Origin of the sequence: Halorubrum aethiopicum (assembly GCF_001542905.1) — an archaeon.
In the GTDB taxonomy this organism is placed as follows: Archaea; Halobacteriota; Halobacteria; order Halobacteriales; family Haloferacaceae; genus Halorubrum; species Halorubrum aethiopicum.
On sequence record NZ_LOAJ01000001.1, the window covers coordinates 2,266,095 to 2,282,617 of the forward strand.

Below are 16,523 nucleotides of genomic sequence, written 5' to 3' on the forward strand. Positions count from 1 at the left end.
GACCGAGGCCGCGTCCCTCGCGGCCCCCCTCAGAAGAACCCGCCGACCCGCGAGACGAGCTTCGGCACCTCCTCCGCGATCGCGTGCCGTTTGACCAGCCCGAAGCCGCCGAGGATGGTGACGAACCCGGCGACGGTCGTCGCCGTCACCGGCTCCGCGAGGAGGACCGCGCCGGCGACCGTCGCGACCACCGGGACGACGTAGGAGACGAGGTTGATCTCGAACGCGCCGAGCCGGTCGAGGAGCGTGAAATAGATCGTGTACGCCACCGCCGAGGACAGCACGCCGAGGAATCCCAGCGCGACGAGCGCCGGGAGTTCGGTCGCGGGGAGCCGCTGTCCCTCGCCGAGCCCGAGGCTGAACCCGTGCATCGCGAGCCCGCCGAACAGCATCGCCCACCCGGTGAGCGCGACGCTCGAGAACGTCGTCTCCACGACGCGGAGCCCGACGCTGCTGAAGGAGACGGAGACCACGCCGACGAAGATCAGCGCGACCCCGATCGTCACCCCGCCGGCCAGGTTCGCGGGGTCGGGCTGGGCGACGAGCCCCACGCCGAGGAACGCGAGGACGACGCCGAGGCTCCCTCGGAGGTCGAGGCTCGACTCGCCGATCCACAGCGCCGCGACGGCCGCGGTGACGATGGGGACGAGGCTGTAGGTGATCGAGGCGATCCCGCTCGTCGTGTACTGCTGGCCGGTGAACAGAAGCGAGTTGTTGACGGCCACGTTGAACCCGCCGCTGAGCCCGATCGCGGCGAGGTCGCCGCGGGTCCGCGGGAACGGGCTCGACTCGGTGAGCAGGACGTAGGTGACGAGGACCAACGCGGCGATGTCGAACCGGTAGGCCGCGTACAACACGGGCGGATAGTACTCGAGTCCGACCTCGATGGCGACGAACGAGCCGCCCCAGAGGGTTGCGAGGAGGAAGAACAGGAGGACGTCGCGATACCTGGACACGCCGATGGGGAGGGCGGCCTCCCGTATATCGGTGTCCGTTCCGGTCAGCCAACGGGGTTATCGGCCTCGGTGGCGCGGAGAGACGGCACGCCTCGGAGGGCGCGAACGAACCGGCTCGCCGTGAACGGAACGGGAGAGGTGACGGCGAATCGCGGAAGAAACGGCGTGACGGCGAATCGCGGATTGCTCGTCCTCGACGACGCTTCCGCGTCGTCGACCGATCCCGACGAACCCGTCAGCTCTCGATCTCGATCTCGGTGCCGCTCGTCGCGGCCTCGAAGGCGATCGGGAGCCGGACGGTGAGGACGCCGTTCTCGTACTCGGCCTCGATCTCCTCCTTCTCGATCGTCTTCGGGAACCGGAACCGGCGGTGGTACGTCCGGCGGGTCCCGCGGAACTCGTCCTCGTGCTCGCCGGCGACGTTCAGCGTGCCGTCGTCCCACGAGACGGTGAGCTCCGCCGGATCGAAGCCGGGAAGCTCCACCGCGAGGACGAACTCGTCGTCCTGTTCGTACAGTTGGTAATCGTCGCTGCCGCGCTCGAACAGTCTGCTCGGCATGTCCATGCCTCCGGTCCACGTGCTTGCTGGTCGTGGAAGAGCCATGTGTACCACCTCGAATCCACTCGGTAGTATGGTTGCGGTTCGTAATAAATCACACGTTTCGTGAGTGTAAATAACACACATACTACACACCACGTACGGACCCGTCGACGGGCCGTCTCGGCCTTCCAGGCGGATCCCGGCGGCGGCGCTCCGGACGAACCGAAAAGGCGCACCATCGATCCGGTATATGGGGTTATTTACGGCGTTCGACCGTGGGCGAGTGATATGGAACCAGACCTCGACCGATTCACGTCCCGACGATCGACCGTCTACGGCCAGCGCGGCGTGGTCGCCACGAGCCAGCCGCTCGCGAGCGAGGCGGGCGTCGGCGTCCTGCGCGAGGGCGGCAACGCCTTCGACGCCGCGGTGGCGACGGCGGCCGCGCTCAACGTGGTGGAGCCGACCTCGACCGGGCTCGGCGGCGACGTGTTCGCGCTGTACCGGACCGCCGACGGCGACGTGGGCGCGATGCGCGCCTGCGGCGGCGCGCCCGCGGACGCGACGATCGAGAACGTCCGGTCGGCCCTCCGGGACGCCGACGACCCCTCCGCCTACTACCCCGACGACGGCGGGTACGCGGTCGACGACACGGACGAGGCCGGCATGCCCTTCTACGGGCCGCACGCGGTCACCGTTCCCGGCACCGCGCGGGGATGGGAGGCGACGATCGAGCGGTTCGGTCGGCTCACCCTCGCCGACGCGCTCGCCCCGGCGATCCGGTACGCGACCGAGGGGTATCCCGTCTCGGAGGTCATCTCCTCCTACTGGGAGAGCGCCGAGGAGCTGTTCTCCGACCCCCACGCCCGCGACGCCTTCCTCTTCGACGGGGAGTCGCCGTCGGTCGGTCAGCGGGTGACGCTCCCGAAACTCGGCCGGTCCATGGAGCGGATCGCGGAGGAGGGCGCGGACGTGGTCTACGAGGGGGAGATCGCGGAGGCGATAGCGGCGGAGGTCCAGTCGCACGGCGGGTTCATGACCGTCGACGACCTCGCGGACTTCGAGGTCGAGTGGCCCGAGCCGGTCTCGACGACGTACAACGGCGCGGAGGTGTACGAGCTGCCGCCGAACAACCAGGGGCTCATCGCGCTGGAGGCGCTCAACGTCGCCGAGGAGCTGGGCGCGGGCGAACATCCCCACGACTCCGCCGAACACGTCCACTACCTCTCCGAGGCGCTGAAGGTCGCCTTCCACGACGGCCACCGCTACATCACCGATCCCGACTACGAGGACCACCCGCCGCTGGGGTCGAAGGCGTGGGCGAGGAAACGCGCCGCCGAGGTCGGCGAGACGGCGAACCACGACGTGACCTTCGGCGTGCCGAACGCCGGCGAGGCCGAGGACGCCGACACCGTCCTCCTCACCGTCGCCGACGACGAGGGGAACGTGGTCTCGTACATCAACTCGCGGTTCGCCGGGTTCGGCTCCGGGCTCGTCGCCGGCGACACCGGGATCGCCCTCCAGAATCGCGGGTCGTCGTTCTCGCTCGACCCCGAGCACCCGAACAGCCTCGAGCCCGGCAAGCGGCCGTTCCACACGCTCATTCCGGGCGTCGTTCGGTTCGACGAGAACGACTGGGCCGCCTTCGGCGTGATGGGCGGGTACATGCAGCCGCAGGGGCACGTCCAGGTGATCTCGAACCTCGTCGATCACGGGATGCCGCTCCAGCGCGCGCTCGACGAGCCGCGGTGGCGGTACCGCGAGGACGGGACGCTCGCGCTGGAGCCGCACTTCGACGACGACGTGGCGGCGAAGCTCGTCCGGAGGGACCACGACGTCCGGACGCTCTCCCCGGTCATGTTCGGCGGCGCACAGATCGCGCGGAACGAGGACGGCGTCCTCTCGGCGGCGACGGAGCCGCGAAAGGACGGGAACGCGCAGGGGTACTAACTCAGTCCCCGCCGGCCGCCCGCGCCCGCCGTCTCGCGTCCTCGGGCGAGCGCCCCTCCCGGAGGAGCGCGTCGACGAACAGCTCGCCGGCCTTGTACGACGAACGGACCATCGGTCCGGACGCACAGTAGAGGAAGTCGAACTCCGTCTCGGCCACCTCGCGCCACGTCTCGAAGACGTCCGGGTGGACGTACTCGAAGACGTCGAGGTGCGAGCGCGACGGCTGGAGGTACTGGCCGAAGGTGACGACGTCGACGCCGACCTCCCGGAGGTCGCCGAGCGTCCGGTACACCTCGTGGTCGTACTCGCCGACGCCGAGCATGAGGCTGGTCTTGGTGTGGATGTCGGACTCGCGGTCGACCCGGTCGAGCACCGAGAGCGACTGCTCGTAGTCCGCGCGACGGTCGCGCACGGGCCACTGGAGCCGCTCGACCGTCTCCACGTTGTGGGCGATCACGTCGGGGCCGGCGTCGATTATCCGGTCGACCGCCTCCGGGTCGCCGCCGAAGTCGGGGATCAGCGTCTCGACGAGGATCCCGGGGTCGCGCCGCTTGATCGCGCGGATCGTCTCGGCGAAGTGCTCGGAGCCGCCGTCCGCGAGGTCGTCGCGGTCGACGGACGTGAGGACGACGTACTCCAGACCGATCTCCGCGACCGCGTCCGCGACGTTCTCCGGCTCGTCGGGGTCGAGCGGCTCCATCCCGCCGGTCTCGACGTCACAGAAGTTACACCCGCGCGAGCAGCGGTCGCCCATGAGCATGAACGTCGCCGTGCCCGGCCCGCCGCGGCCGCCCTCGGCGGCGTCCGCCGCCTCGTCGTTCGGGGGCGCGTTCGCGCCCCCCGACCAGCACTCGCCCATGTTCGGGCAGTTCGCCTCCTCACAGACGGTGTGGAGGTCGCGGTCGCGGAGGATCGCCTTGATCTCCGTGAACCGGCTCCCCGAGGGGGACGCGACTTCAGCCAGTCCGGTTTCCGCCGGCCGCGTTGCATGCTCGATCCCTCGGGGGGCGGGAGGAAAAGCGTGCGGGTCGATCCGGGTTCGAGTCCGGGTCCGTCGGACTCAACCCAGGTCGGCGGCGTCGATCACCGTCGCGAACTCCCCGGAGAGGTGCGCGAGCGCGACCCGGTGGGAGGTCTCCGGATCGATCCGCTCCCCGTCGGGGGCCTCGCGCTCGTGGGTCGCGGTCGCGTCGGCGACGAGGTACACGTCGTAGCCGCGGTTCTCCGCCATCCGGACGGTCGTCGAGACGCAGTGATCGGTGGTGAGCCCGCAAACGACGAGGGTCCCGTATCTGTGGTCCGTCAGCCACTCGTCGAGGTCGGTCCCGAGGAACGCGCCGTTGACCGACTTCACGAAGGTCGCCTCGCCGGCGGCCGGGGCCGTCTCGGCCTTCCAGGCGAACCCCGGCGCGTCCCCGCGGAGCGGGGACTCCGGCTCGGTCGAGTCGTGTCGCACGTGCGCGATCGGGTCGTCGGCTGCGCGCCAGCGCGCGAGGAGGTCGGCGGCGACCGCCTCCGCGTCCGGGTTGTTGCGCTCGCCCCACCCCGGCTCGTCGAAGCCGGTCTGGAAGTCGACGAGGAGCAGGACCGCGTCGTCCGGGAGCGATGAGTCGTCGGAGGGGCCGGGATCAGTCATCGCCGACCCCCAGGACGGTCGGCGTCGATCCGCCCGGGCCGCCGCCGTCGTCGGCGTCCGCGAAGCGTCGCCACGCGCCGCGCTCGAGCAGCGCGTCGGGTGCCTTCGGGTGTTCGCGGGTCGGCTCCAGCGGGCACTCGTCGGGGCTCTCCGCGTCGTCCTCGCGGAACAGGTACTGTCTCCACTCGCGGTCGCCCTCCGCGCCCCAGTCGCCGAGGTCGGCGTGCGGGCAGACGCCGTCGTACGCCTCCATCCGGGAGCGGATCGTCTCGCGGGCGCGCTCGCCGGCCTCGGTGTCCGCCGTGATCCCCTCGAACACCGCCCGCGGCTGGAAGGTGATCTCCAGGCCGACCGGCGAGTAGCGGCTCTTGCGGTCGTCGTAGAAGGGGGCCCGCGAGGTGGGGAACAGCGGCTCGCCGCCGAAACAGAACTCCCAGTAGGGGTCGTCGGGGTCGGTCGGGATCTCCTCGGGCCACGGCTCCGGGTCGTGGACGTGGAGGAACTCGAGGACGTGCCAGAGCGCCTCGTGGTAGTCGGCCTCGGTCGCGTCCTCGCCGAAGGGGGCGAAGAAGACCGCGAGCGGCGCGCGCTCGGCGTGGTCGGGGTACGTCTCGAGGTACTCCAACAGGAGGTCGCGGAGCCGGAGGAGCGCGGCGGGGTCGCTCGTGGATCCACACGCCCCGTACAGCAGATCGCCCTCACGTTCGACCTCGATCCCGAAGTAACACGGGAACGGCGACCCGTCGCGCTCGCCGAGCATCGACTCGCGGAACGTGCGGTAGTGGTCCGCGAGCCAGCCGGGCGCGTCCTCGAGCCGACCGTGGAGCGTCTCCTGGTCCAACAGCACGCCCTCGGTTCCGGGCTCGTTCATGGGTTCGCTCCGTGGGCCACCGGCTTTTGACTTTCGGCGAGATCCGCGCCGTGAGAGCGTCGCTACGGCGACGACCGATTCGAGCCGCGCGGCGACCGGAGCCTCGACGCGTCGGCACGCACGGCCCGCCGGGGCGTTTATCCCGTCGGCCGCGAGTGACGACGTATGCTCATGACGCCGGGACCGACCGCGGTCCCAGAGCCCGTCCGCGAGTCGATGAGCCGCGAGCTGATCAACCCCGACGTCGACCCCGCGTTCCGGGACGTCTACGCCGACCTCGTCGACCGGTTGGAGACGGTGTACGGGGTCGGGGACGTCGACTCGCACGACGTCGTCGTCCCCGGCGGCGAGGGGATCCTCGGGCTGGAGGCCGCGATCGCCTCGCTCGTCGAGCCCGGCACCGAGGTCCTCTGTCTCTCTAACGGGCTCTACGGCGACGGCTTCGCCGACTTCGTCGAGTCGTACGGCGGCGAGGCGACCCCCGTCGACGCTCCCTACGACGAGCCGCTCCCGCTCGACGCCCTCGAGGCCGCGCTCGCCGAGAGTGACGCCGACTTCGACGTGGCGACGATGGTCCACTGCGAGACGCCCACCGGAACCCTCAACGACCTCGATCCCGCGATCGATCTGCTGGAATCGACGGACGGGGAGACGCTCACCGTCGTCGACGCCGTCTCCTCGCTCGGCGGGACGCCGGTGCCGACCGAGCGGATCGACGTCTGTCTGGGGGCCTCCCAGAAGTGTTTCAGCGCGCCGCCGGGGCTCACCACCGCCGCGATCAGCGACCGCGCGTGGGCGGCGATGGAGGAACGCGGTCCCCACTCGCTGTACACGAACTTCCTCCCGTGGCGCGACACGGACGAGGGGTTCCCGTACACCCACCTCACGACGAACGTCGTGGCGCTCGAGGAGGCGCTCGCGCTCCTGCTTGAGGAGGGCCTCGACGACGCCTACGCCCGCCACGAGGCGGCCGCGGCGCGGTGTCGCGAGCGCGGCGCGGCGCTCGGCCTGGAACCGTTCGGCGACCCCGAGCGCGCGTCGCCGACCGTGACGGCGTTCAAGGTCCCCGGTCGGGCCGAGGCGCTCCAGAACCGGCTCCACGAGGAACACGACGTGCTCGTCGCGACCGGCCTCGGCGACCTCGCCGACGACGTGGTACGCGTCGGCCACATGGGCCACGCCGCGCGCGTCGAGCGCGTCGACGAGACGATGGACGCGCTCGAGGCGGTGTTGTGACGGGAGAGGTGGGCGCGATCGTCGCGATCGTCGCGTTCGCCGGCGCGACCGACCGCTACCGCCGCGCCCACTCCAGCATCCGGCCGTAGAAGGGGTCGGAGCCGAGCGCCGTCGCGTCGCCGACGAGCGTCAACTGCTTCTTCGCGCGGGTGAGCGCGACGTTCACCCGGCGGTGGTCCTCGAAGATCGGCCCGTCGAGGTCGCCGGTCGCGACGAACGAGACCACGACCACCTCCTTCGAGGAGCCCTGGAACCGGTCGACGGTGTCGACGGTCACGTCGGTCCGGCGGCCGATCTCCGCGACCTGCGCGCGGAACGGCGCGATGACGCCGACGTCGTCGGGGTCGACGCCGGCCGCGAGGTAGGCGTCGACGATCCCCGCGACCCGCTCGGCCTCCCGGACGTTGCGGTTGCCGTCGCGCTCGCCGTCGGGGTCGACGAAGCCGACGCCGCCGGTCAACTCGGGCGCGAGCGCGGCGGGGTCGACACCCAAGTCCGCCAGCCGCTGGCCGGCCACCTCGGGCGTGGCGGGCCGGAGCGCGCCGTCGTAGAACTCGGCGGAGGCGAACGCCTGGATCCGCTGGCTCATCCGGTACTGGCGGTCGAGCATCACGCTCGCGTCGGGGTACGTCTCGATGAGCCGCTGGAACAGCGAGGTCTTCAGGTCGTTCTCCGCCCGGACCACGGGGGGAAGCTGTTCGTGGTCGCCGACGAGCACGAACCGGTCCGCGAGCGTGATCGCGGCGTGAGTGCTCGGCTCCGTGAGCTGGGAGGCCTCGTCGACGAGCGCCACGTCGAACTCGCACTCGCGCATGACGCGGGAGCCGCAGGCGGCGGTCGTGGCCGCGACGACCGGCGCGTCCCGCAGCTCCGCGGCCTTCTCGTTCGGGTCGCCGCGCTCGACCAGCCGCACGTCCCGCATGTCGGCGCGGACGCCGGTCTCGGTGCCGACCCGCAGGACGTCGTCGAACCCCTGCTCGCGCAGCGCCTCCAGGGCGTTGTCGACGGCGCGGTTCGTGAACGCCGCGAGCAGCACGCGGTTCCCCTCCGCGACGAGCGCCCGGATCGTCCGCGCGATGGTGTACGTCTTCCCGGTCCCCGGCGGGCCGTGGATCAGCGCGCAGTCCTCGGCGTCGACGGCGAGCGAGACGGCCTCGTTCTGGGCCGCGTTGTTGTCGATGTACGTCGGGGGATCGGCGGCGGCGGCGGACCCCCTCGAGAACGCCGGCTCCCGTCGACCGAAGATCACGTCCTTCCGTCGCTCGCTGCCCTTCAACACGGCGTCGTGGAGGGCGGTGAGCATCCGGTCGACGGAGATCTCCGAGGGATAGACGTCGAGCCGCCGGAGGTCGACCGGCTCGTCCGTCTCGACGACGACCTCCTCGCCCAGCGCCCGGATCCGACCGAGCTCGGCGTGGCCGGTCACGGGGTCGCCGTCGCTCGCGAGCGCCACGTCGCCCTCGCGGAGCTTCGAGACCGCGTCGTCCGGCTTGCGGGCGCGGAGCTCCCAGCGGTTGTCGTCGATCTCGGTCCGCGAGACGGGGTCGAGGTCGATCAGCGCCCGGTCGTCGGCCGCGCGTTCCTCCGGGGTCTGCTCCCAGAGCTTCCGGTACTCGGCGTGGGTCTCGCGGCGCTCCTCCTCGATCGCGGTGTAGAAGCGGTCGAAGTAGTCGCGCTCCTCCTCGGGGACGGCCGTGCCGATCTGCCCGGCCTTCGACTCCTGGTCGAGGCGGCCGGAGACGACCATGCAGGCGTCCCGTTCGAAACAGTAGCTACAGGTCGCGTCCGCCTCGTATCCCGTGGGGACGGTCGGGCGCTCGCCGGGGTCGTTCAGCGCGCGCCACTCCATCGCCGCGAGCGCGTTGCGCTCGCGCACGACGAACTTCAACAGGCCGTCGCCGACGGTGAACTCCTTGGCGGGCGCGAGGTCGCCCGACTCCTCGTTCCGCTCGAGCGCGGTGTTCTTGGTGTACAGCAGCGTCCCGATGTCCGGGTCGACGCCGCGCTCCTCGAGCATGAGCGCGTAGCAGGCCGCCTGGATCTTGTCCTGAAAGCGCGGCTCGCGGTTCGTGTTCTTGCCCGTTTTGAGCTCCACGGGGGTCCCGCGCCGCAGCGCGTCGGCGCGCCCCTTCAGCCCGAACGTCGGCGAGAGGAGCGTGAACTCCGAGCGCCAGGTGTCCTCGTCGGTGAGGGTGCCCTGCGCGAGCCACCCCTCGATCGCGGCCGCGTTTCGCCGCACCTCGTCCTCCACCTCGGCCGTCTCGTACCCGAGCAAACCGAGTTCGAGGCCCGCCTCCGCGACGCGCTCCTCGACCGACTCCCCGAGGTCCATCCCCCGGAGCAGGTCGCCGAACACCTCGTGGACGATGGTCCCCTTGACGACCGGGTAGTTGAGCGGGATCCCGGAGAGCTTGTTGAGGTAGTACATCCGCGGGCACTGGACCCACGACCGGATCCCGGTCACGTCCACGAGGAAATCCGGTTCGAGCACGACCCACGAGTCGCCGGTCGTCGCGTAGCCCGACTCCCCGCCGTACTCGTCCGCCTCCGCGTCGGTGACGAGCAGTTCCATGCCGGGCTCCGCGTGCTCGCCGGTCTCGGCCCAGTCGCCCCACAGCGTCACGTCGACCGGCTCGGCCGCGCCGCGCTCCGGGCGGACCCGTAGCTCGCGGAGGTCGCGCTCGCCGTACGACGTCGACACCGTTCGCGTCTCCCCGACGGAGACGATCGGCCCCCGAACGTTCACGCCTCCCATCCTCGGCGGCGGCGAAAAACGCTGTCGGTGCGGGGGGCGGTTTCGAGGCCCGCCGCGGCGCGACCGGTGGGTTCCTTACCCTTCGACGCGTGGGGGCGGGCATGAGCGACTCGCTGTACGACCGGTACGGGCGGCCGGCGGTCGTCGGGTTCGTCCTCGTGCTGGCCGGGCTCTCCGTCGCGAGCGCGTATCTCCGCGTCTCGAGCGCCGGGCTCGCGGCCGCCGGCGACGCGGTCGTCAGCCTCTACATCGCGGCGGTCGTCGTCTGGGGGACGTTCCGCGAGGGATACGACACCGCCCGCTTCCGGATCGCGCTGTACGGCGTGCTCGTGCTGTGGGGTTCCGCAGACCTGATCGCCGGGGCGGAGGCGCCGCTCGCCTACCTCTTTCTCGTCGGCGGCTCGCTGTTGATCGCGTGGGAGTCGTACTCCTCCCCGCGAGACGGGCGGAAGCCGGCGTCCGAGCGGTGAGACCGTGACGACGGCGTCCGGCGCGGGGGTTCTCCCGGCCGGTCACCGCGACCGATACGCTCATGCGGGTCCCGCGGTAACGTGACGCCGACATGCGCGTACGCGACTGGCAGGAGATCCTCGCGGACGTCGCGAGCGACTCGACCGACCCGGACGGCTGGCGCGCCGTCGCCGGCTCCCGACGCGAGGGACTCGGCGAGGACCTCTACTTCGGGCACCCGAGCGTCGGCGTCTACCACCTGAAGACGTACGCGAAGAACCCGCGGGACCTCCGCGGGGTCGGGACCCGCGTGGCCCGGAAGGTCGACGACGACCTCGACCCGCTGCTCCCCGACGAGGGGTCGCCGGGGCGGTTCGCGGTGCGGACGCCCCCCGAGAGCGAGGACGAGGCGAAGAGCATGGCGACCCGACTGGAGGAGACGCTGAAGGTCCACGCGGAGGCCCCCACGGAGCCCGACCACCTCTTCGAGGACGTGATGGAGGCGATCGACTCGCCCGCGTTCGGCCCCATGGCCTACGAGTTCGACGGCCGTCCGGACGAGCTCGACGAGCTGGGCGACACCTTCGAGGAGGCCGAGGAGCTGCTCTCGGCGGAGCTCGACGACCTGATCGACGCCGACGACGTCGACCGCGGCTTCCACTGAGGCCCCGATATCGGTCCCTCCCGATCGCCGTTCTCACGCGAGTTTTTCACACCAGCCCGTCGAACGCGCCGCCCGCGATCCCCGGCCCGTCGGGCACCTCCACCCGTCCGTCGTCGACCGGGCAGGGGTCCGGCGCGAGGTCCTCGGCGAGCAGCCCGCCGGTCGCGAGCCCGCAGGCGGCGACGTCGGGGATCGCGGCGGCGACGTGGACGGCCGCGGTCCGCGCGACGACGGCGTCGATCGTCGTCGTGACCACCGGCTCGACGCCCGCCTCTCGGGCCCGCAGCGCCGCCTCGAGCGCGCGGTCCGGGCCGCCGAGCGCCATCGGCTTGATCACGACCGCGTCGGCCGCGTCGGCCGCCAACACGTCCGCGACCGAGTGTTCGGCGAGCGACTCGTCGAGCGCGATCGGCACCGCGGCCTCCACGCGCAGCCGGGCGGTCGCGTCGAGGGCCGCCGCCGGCAGCGGCTGCTCGACGTACGCGAGATCGAGGGACTCCAGCCGGTCGAGCGCCCGTCGCGCCGTCGACCGGTCCCACGCCCCGTTGGCGTCCGCGCGGAGGTCGACCGCGGGCCCCACGGCCTCCCTGACCGCCCGGAGCCGGTCGAGGTCGGTCTCCAGCGGGCGCGCGCCGACCTTCACCTTCAGACAGCGGTAGCCGTCCGCGGCCGCGCGCTCCGCGTCCGCCGCGGTCGCCTCCGGCGTGCCGTCCCCGATCGTGGCGTTGACCGGGACGGAGGCGGCGGGTTCCGGGAGTCCGGTCCGGTCGCCGGACCGGGCGATCCGGTCGGCGAGGTGCGCGGAAAGCGATCGGTCCGCCTCGCGGGCGGCCGCGTCGGCGAGCGCGAGCGCGAGCCCGTGGCGGGCGGCGGGCGTGTCGCCGGCGTCGAGGTCGGCGAGCGCGGCAGCCGGCCCTCCCGAGTTCGCGCTCGCGACGGCCGACTCGCGGAGCGCGGCCGCACACGCCGACCGCGACTCGGTCCAGCCGGGCAGCGGCGTCGACTCGCCGATCCCGGTCGCGGGTGCGTCTACGTCGCCGGTGTCCCCGTCGCCGCCGTCCCGGTCGACCTCACCGTCGGAGCCGCCGACGCCGACGAGGAACCCCGCCCGTTCGGTCAGCTCCTCGCGGGCGGTTCGAAGGGGACTCGCGAGCGCGACGGAGAACGGACGAACTCTCATCAGAGCGCGAGGCCGACGGCGAACGCGACCGCGTACGCCGCGAGCAGCTTGCCGGTCGACTCGAGCGCGGGGTTGAGCGCGTCGCCGCTCGTCTCGGTCAGGACGGTCCGAGCGACGCTCGCCGCGAGCGGCAGCGTGAGGAGCGGGAGGAGGACTGTGAGCCCGTCCCCGGTCGCGACGAACCAGAAGGGGGTGACGTACGCGAGCGCGAGGAGGCCGACGTACTGGACCCGCGAGAACCGGTAGCCGAACCGGACCGCGAGGGTTCGCTTGCCCGTCGCCGCGTCCTCCTCGCGGTCGCGGACGTTGTTGACGACGAGGATGTTCGTCGAGAGCGCGGCCACCGGCAGGCTGGCGACGGCGGCCGAGAGCGTGACGGTCCCCTCGGGGATCCACAGCGGGAACGCCCCGGCGAGGAGCGCCGCGGCCTGGACGTAGTAGGTTCCGGTGACCGCGATCAGCCCGAAGAAGACGAAGACGAACACGTCGCCGAGCCCGTGGTAGCCGAGCGGGTACGGGCCGCCGGTGTAGGCGATCCCGGCCGCGACGCTCGCCAGCCCGACGACGAGTATCGGGACGCCGCCGACGTAGACGAGGTACGTGCCGACGCCGATCGCGGCCGCGAACGTCAGCCACATCGCGCGTTTGACCTCCGCCGGCTCGATGAGGCCGCTGGCGACGACGCGGGTGAACCCCTCGCGGTCGTCGGTGTCCGCGCCCTGGATCGCGTCGTAGTAGTCGTTCGCGAAGTTGGTCCCGATCTGGATCAGCGCCGCGCCGACCAGCGCCGCGAGCGCCGGGAGCGGGGCGAACGTTCCGGCTCCGACCGCGAGCCCGACGCCGACGATCACGGGCGCGGCCGCCGCGGGGAGCGTCTGCGGTCGCGCGGCGAGCACCCACGCCCGCCGACGCGACACCTCGATAGCCATTACCGTCGCTTGGGGAGTCCCGCCCCTTAACCTTCCCATCGACGGCGGGGTCGCCGGCGTCGCCGAGCCCGTCCGAGTCCCGTCGGCGTCGACTCGCGGAGAACGCTACCGACTCGCGTACACCTAACCCCCGTGCGACCGCGTCGGGCGTATGGCACGCGTCCCATACGTCGAGGCGGCGGACGTCCCGGACGAACACGAGGCGTTGCTGGAGTCGGCGCTCCAGGGGAAGCCGCTCAACGTCTACCGCTCGATCGGCAACAACCCGGCGGTGCTCGCGGGGATGCGGTCGTTCCTGCGCTCGCTGTGGAACGACAGCGGGCTCACGGATAGAGAACGGGAGCTCGTCATCCTCGCGACGGCGGCGACGATCGACAGCCGCTACGAGTGGCACCAGCACGTCAACATCGCGCGCGACGTCGGCATCGACGACGCGGTCATCGCCGGGATCGGAACCGGCGACCCGACCGCGCTCGACCGCGACGAGCGGACCCTCGTGGCGTACGTCCGGGCCGTCGTCGAGGAGTCCGTCGACGCGGTCACCCACGAGTCGATCGCGGCGCTGTACGACGACGACGAGATCGTCGGGATCGCCGCAACCGCAGGAGGGTACGCCGCGCTCGGGGCGCTCATCCGCGCGTTCGACCTCGAGTTGGAGTCGGGGACGACGTTCCACGGCTGGGACCCGCGGTGAGCGATGGCGGTGGCGCGCCGGTGAGCGCCCGGAGGGCGCGAACCGCCCGCGAGGGACGCGGCGAGCGAGGTGCGAGTGAAACGAGCACCTCGGTGGCGAGCGGCGAAGCCGCGAGCCGTGAGCCGCGAGGCTGGGGAGGCGTGAGGTGTGGGGCTGTGCGGGGCGGGCGGGACTCAAAGGGGCGGCCGCGAGTCCTCGCGGCTGGGGCTTTGGCGGTGTTCACCGCGCCAGCAACGACACTGTTCTCATCAACTCGCTCTCCATCGAAGTATCCGTACCATTAGCACACGAAATATAGCGGCCGATTCGGAGGGAGACCGGTCTAAAAAGCGAACCCGCGAAGGAGACGATCCGGACCGACAGATACGACAGGGTTCGGAGCCAACGTCGGGTATGACGGACACGACGGAGTCGGAGCACGCCGAACCGGGCGAGACGGCGACCGCCGAAGCCGAGGGCGTCACGGGCCGCTACGAGGAGACGGACGCCGAGCGCCTGCTCACGTTCTCGGCGGACGGGCGGGAGGCGACGGTCGCACAGAACCGCGAGGGGTACGCCATGCTCAAGGTTCGAACCGGCCCGGACGGCGACGAACTGGAGCGGTACTACGGGTTCGACATGGCGCTCGACCACGCCGCCGAACTGGTCGGCGTCGCGGCTCGCGACCTCCCCGTTCCGGAGGCCGCGGCCGACATGGGGATGTGACCCTCGGAGCGGACCGCGGTGTGCCGTGGAGGACGCGTCTCTGACCCGCCCTCGCTTCCGGAGAACATATACCGTTCGGTCCGGTCGGTGGTCGCATGTCCCCGACTCGCCGGCAGTTCCTCCTCGCGAGTACAGGCGGTGTCACCCTGCTTTCCGGGTGTTCGGCGCTCTCCGATCCGCGACGGTCCCTTCTGGTCGCGGTCAACAACTACACCCCCTCTCGTCGGGACGGCCGGATCCTCATCGAGAAGGGGGACACGGAGTTGGTCCGCCAGTACGTGGAGGTCGCCGCCGCCACGCCGGATACGTGGGGGACGGTGGAGACCGAGATCGCGCTCGGCGAGGTGTCGGACGGGACCCGTCTCGACGTGACCGCCTCCTTCGGCGACGGCTTGAGCGCAAGCGGCTCGGTCACGATTGATTGCTCCGACGACTCCGCCGGTGACGCCGTCTACGTCCAGATCGAACGGGAGCGGAACGTGCGATTGAACGAGCTGTGCTACGACGGGTTCCCGTCGGCGGAAGCGGCGGAGGGCGGACTCGATCGATCGTAGCCGGGCGCTCGACGCGCGCCGCATCTCCCGCGGAGTCGTCGAATCGACACCATACGCCGGTCGAGTTCCCCACGGATCTCCTGCTACTCGCTCCGTGTGGGAGGATCGCTGATCGAACGATCGGATCCCTCTCGGGACGTAATACTTAAGTAGACAAACGTCCTGCTGTCAGTCGATGACAGACATCACGGAGGCTTCGTCGGACACCCCGGCGGATCGAGTTCTTCCAGGGCACGATAGCTTCTAACATCGAAATCGGTCCTGTACGGATCTTCGACACGACGTTACGAGACGGAGAACAGTCACCACGTACTTCGTTCAGCTACGACGAGAAACGCGAGATAGCGGCGACGCTGGACGACATGGGGACCCACGTCATCGAGGCCGGGTTCCCGGTGAACTCCGACGCGGAGTTCGAGGCCGTGAGCGATATCGCAGCCGCGACGGACACGACCGTCTGTGGGCTCGCCCGCGTCGTCGAGGGCGACATCGACGCCGCCATCGACTCGGGCGTGGAGATGGTCCACGTGTTCGTCTCGACGAGCGACGTCCAGCTCGAGGACTCCATGCACGCCACGCGCCGCGAGGCCAAGGAGCGTGCCGTCGACGCCGTCGAGCAGGTGAAAGACGCCGGCGTCGAGTGTATGTTCTCGCCGATGGACGCCACGCGGACCGACCCCGACTACCTGACGGAGATAGTCGAGGCGGTAAGCGAGGCCGGCACCGACTGGATCAACATCCCGGACACCTGCGGGGTCGCGATGCCGACGAGCTTCGGCAAGACGGTGAAGGCGGTCGTCGAGGCGACGGACGCCCGCGTCGACGTCCACACCCACGACGACTTCGGGATGGCCGCGGCCAACGCGGTCATGGGCTTCGAGAACGGCGCGGAGCAGGCGCAGGTGTCGGTCAACGGGATCGGCGAGCGCGCCGGCAACGCGGCCTACGAGGAGGTCGTGATGGCGGTCGAGTCGGTGTACGGCGTCGACACCGGCATCGACACGACCCAGATCACCAAGCTGGCCCGGATCGTCGAGGACGCCTCGGACATCCCGGTGCCGGCGAACAAGCCCGTCACCGGGCGGAACGCGTTCGCCCACGAGTCGGGCATCCACGCCGCGGGCGTGATCGAGAACGCGGACACCTTCGAGACGGGCGTGATGACGCCCGAGATGGTCGGCGCGGAACGCGAGTTCGTGCTCGGCAAGCACACGGGCACCCACAGCGTGCGCAAGCACCTGGTCGAGGCCGGCTTCGACCCCACCGACGGGGAAGTCCGCGAGATCACGAAGCGGGTCAAGGAGTACGGCGCCGGCAAGCGGCAGGTGACCGCCGGCGACGTCGAGCGGTTCGCCCGCGAGGCCGGCGTCGAGCGCGAGGAGGAGGTCCGGATCTGATGGCC

General features: G+C 71.1%; 15 protein-coding genes and 1 pseudogene. 8 read left to right on the forward strand and 8 right to left on the reverse strand.

Annotated features, from left to right (window positions below; translation table 11 throughout):
* Positions 1-29: 29 nt before the first annotated feature.
* Together AXA68_RS10770 and AXA68_RS10775 are read right to left on the reverse strand one after the other, a co-directional pair.
* Positions 30-956, reverse strand: a complete 927-nt coding sequence (locus tag AXA68_RS10770; RefSeq protein ID WP_066416433.1) for a DMT family transporter — start codon at positions 954-956, stop codon at positions 30-32.
* A 235-nt stretch (positions 957-1,191) separates the two neighbouring features.
* The gene (locus AXA68_RS10775; protein WP_066416439.1) at positions 1,192-1,560 is read right to left on the reverse strand and encodes an Hsp20/alpha crystallin family protein; all 369 of its coding nucleotides are present in this window, start codon (positions 1,558-1,560) and stop codon (positions 1,192-1,194) included.
* Between the two features lie 225 nt (positions 1,561-1,785).
* On the opposite strand from AXA68_RS10775, the gene ggt reads away from it, so the two are divergent.
* The gene (ggt, locus tag AXA68_RS10780; RefSeq protein WP_066416440.1) at positions 1,786-3,447 is read left to right on the forward strand and encodes a gamma-glutamyltransferase; all 1,662 of its coding nucleotides are present in this window, start codon (positions 1,786-1,788) and stop codon (positions 3,445-3,447) included.
* A 1-nt stretch (position 3,448) separates the two neighbouring features.
* Here the strand turns inward: ggt and lipA are convergent.
* The 3 genes and pseudogenes from lipA to AXA68_RS10795 all read right to left on the reverse strand — a co-directional run bounded on the left by lipA (position 3,449) and on the right by AXA68_RS10795 (position 5,954).
* Positions 3,449-4,437, reverse strand: a pseudogene (gene lipA / locus AXA68_RS10785) (lipoyl synthase).
* Positions 4,438-4,507: 70 nt separating this feature from the next.
* Complete coding sequence (locus tag AXA68_RS10790) at positions 4,508-5,083, reverse strand: cysteine hydrolase family protein (protein WP_066416443.1); 576 nt, start codon at positions 5,081-5,083, stop codon at positions 4,508-4,510.
* Positions 5,076-5,954 carry a YqcI/YcgG family protein gene (locus AXA68_RS10795; protein WP_066416445.1) on the reverse strand — a complete coding sequence of 293 codons (879 nt, stop codon included), beginning with the start codon at positions 5,952-5,954 and terminating at the stop codon, positions 5,076-5,078. Before AXA68_RS10795 ends, AXA68_RS10790 begins: the two co-directional genes overlap by 8 nt.
* A gap of 165 nt (positions 5,955-6,119) precedes the next feature.
* Here AXA68_RS10795 and AXA68_RS10800 point away from each other — a divergent pair, with 165 nt between their 5' ends.
* On the forward strand, positions 6,120-7,190 hold the full coding sequence (locus AXA68_RS10800; RefSeq protein WP_066416448.1) for a pyridoxal-phosphate-dependent aminotransferase family protein: 1,071 nt from the start codon (positions 6,120-6,122) through the stop codon (positions 7,188-7,190).
* A 55-nt stretch (positions 7,191-7,245) separates the two neighbouring features.
* Here AXA68_RS10800 and AXA68_RS10805 read toward each other — a convergent pair whose 3' ends face one another.
* Positions 7,246-9,936, reverse strand: coding sequence for an AAA domain-containing protein (locus AXA68_RS10805; RefSeq protein WP_066416457.1), 2,691 nt, complete (start codon positions 9,934-9,936; stop codon positions 7,246-7,248).
* A gap of 110 nt (positions 9,937-10,046) precedes the next feature.
* On the opposite strand from AXA68_RS10805, the gene AXA68_RS10810 reads away from it, so the two are divergent.
* Together AXA68_RS10810 and AXA68_RS10815 are read left to right on the forward strand one after the other, a co-directional pair.
* Positions 10,047-10,415 (forward strand): hypothetical protein, encoded by a 369-nt coding sequence (locus tag AXA68_RS10810; protein WP_066416459.1) that lies wholly within the window; start codon positions 10,047-10,049, stop codon positions 10,413-10,415.
* 92 nt (positions 10,416-10,507) lie between these two features.
* Positions 10,508-11,059, forward strand: coding sequence for a hypothetical protein (locus AXA68_RS10815; protein WP_066416462.1), 552 nt, complete (start codon positions 10,508-10,510; stop codon positions 11,057-11,059).
* 46 nt (positions 11,060-11,105) lie between these two features.
* Here the strand turns inward: AXA68_RS10815 and AXA68_RS10820 are convergent, their stop codons facing one another.
* Together AXA68_RS10820 and AXA68_RS10825 are read right to left on the reverse strand one after the other, a co-directional pair.
* A complete protein-coding gene (locus AXA68_RS10820; RefSeq protein ID WP_066416465.1) occupies positions 11,106-12,239 on the reverse strand; it encodes a mandelate racemase/muconate lactonizing enzyme family protein in 1,134 nt (377 codons plus the stop codon).
* Positions 12,239-13,168: a 1,4-dihydroxy-2-naphthoate polyprenyltransferase gene (locus AXA68_RS10825; RefSeq protein ID WP_066416468.1), complete on the reverse strand. Its 930-nt coding sequence runs from the start codon at positions 13,166-13,168 to the stop codon at positions 12,239-12,241. The genes AXA68_RS10820 and AXA68_RS10825 overlap by 1 nt, the downstream gene beginning before the upstream one ends.
* Before the next feature lie 151 nt (positions 13,169-13,319).
* On the opposite strand from AXA68_RS10825, the gene AXA68_RS10830 reads away from it, so the two are divergent.
* The 4 genes from AXA68_RS10830 (at position 13,320) to AXA68_RS10845 (ending at position 16,518) form a co-directional block, all read left to right on the forward strand.
* Positions 13,320-13,862 (forward strand): carboxymuconolactone decarboxylase family protein, encoded by a 543-nt coding sequence (locus AXA68_RS10830; protein ID WP_066416471.1) that lies wholly within the window; start codon positions 13,320-13,322, stop codon positions 13,860-13,862.
* A 393-nt stretch (positions 13,863-14,255) separates the two neighbouring features.
* Entirely contained in the window at positions 14,256-14,567 is a 312-nt protein-coding gene (locus AXA68_RS10835; protein WP_066416472.1) for a DUF7111 family protein, read from the forward strand.
* A gap of 95 nt (positions 14,568-14,662) precedes the next feature.
* Positions 14,663-15,121, forward strand: coding sequence for a hypothetical protein (locus AXA68_RS10840; RefSeq protein ID WP_066416475.1), 459 nt, complete (start codon positions 14,663-14,665; stop codon positions 15,119-15,121).
* Positions 15,122-15,336: 215 nt separating this feature from the next.
* The gene (locus AXA68_RS10845) at positions 15,337-16,518 is read left to right on the forward strand and encodes a LeuA family protein (protein ID WP_080505233.1); all 1,182 of its coding nucleotides are present in this window, start codon (positions 15,337-15,339) and stop codon (positions 16,516-16,518) included.
* Positions 16,519-16,523: the final 5 nt, after the last annotated feature.